Below are 243 nucleotides of genomic sequence, written 5' to 3'. Positions count from 1 at the left end.
CGACCAGCCAGGGCAACGACCCGGACGGCGACAACGCGGCACTGCGCTACAGCCTGACCGAGGGCAGCAATGCCGACGGCTACTACGCCATCGACGCGATCACCGGCACCGTCACTCTGACCGACGCGGGCGCGGCGCACGTCAACGGCGGCGGCAACCTGCCGGCGGTGAGCGTGACCGTGACCGACGCACAAGGTCTGACGGCAAACGACACCGCGCCCGTGGGTGAGAGTGCCTTGCTGC

General features: G+C 70.0%; 1 protein-coding gene. It reads left to right on the top strand.

Annotation, left to right across the window (positions count from 1 at the left end; all coding sequences use genetic code 11):
• Positions 1 to 243, top strand: a 243-nt coding sequence (locus HW452_RS17810) for a cadherin repeat domain-containing protein (protein ID WP_224107356.1), incomplete at both ends; no start/stop codon positions are given.

Source organism: Vreelandella aquamarina (assembly GCF_020075495.1).
Lineage (GTDB): Bacteria > Pseudomonadota > Gammaproteobacteria > Pseudomonadales > Halomonadaceae > Vreelandella > Vreelandella aquamarina_A.
This window is presented reverse-complemented; position numbering and strand designations above follow the sequence as displayed.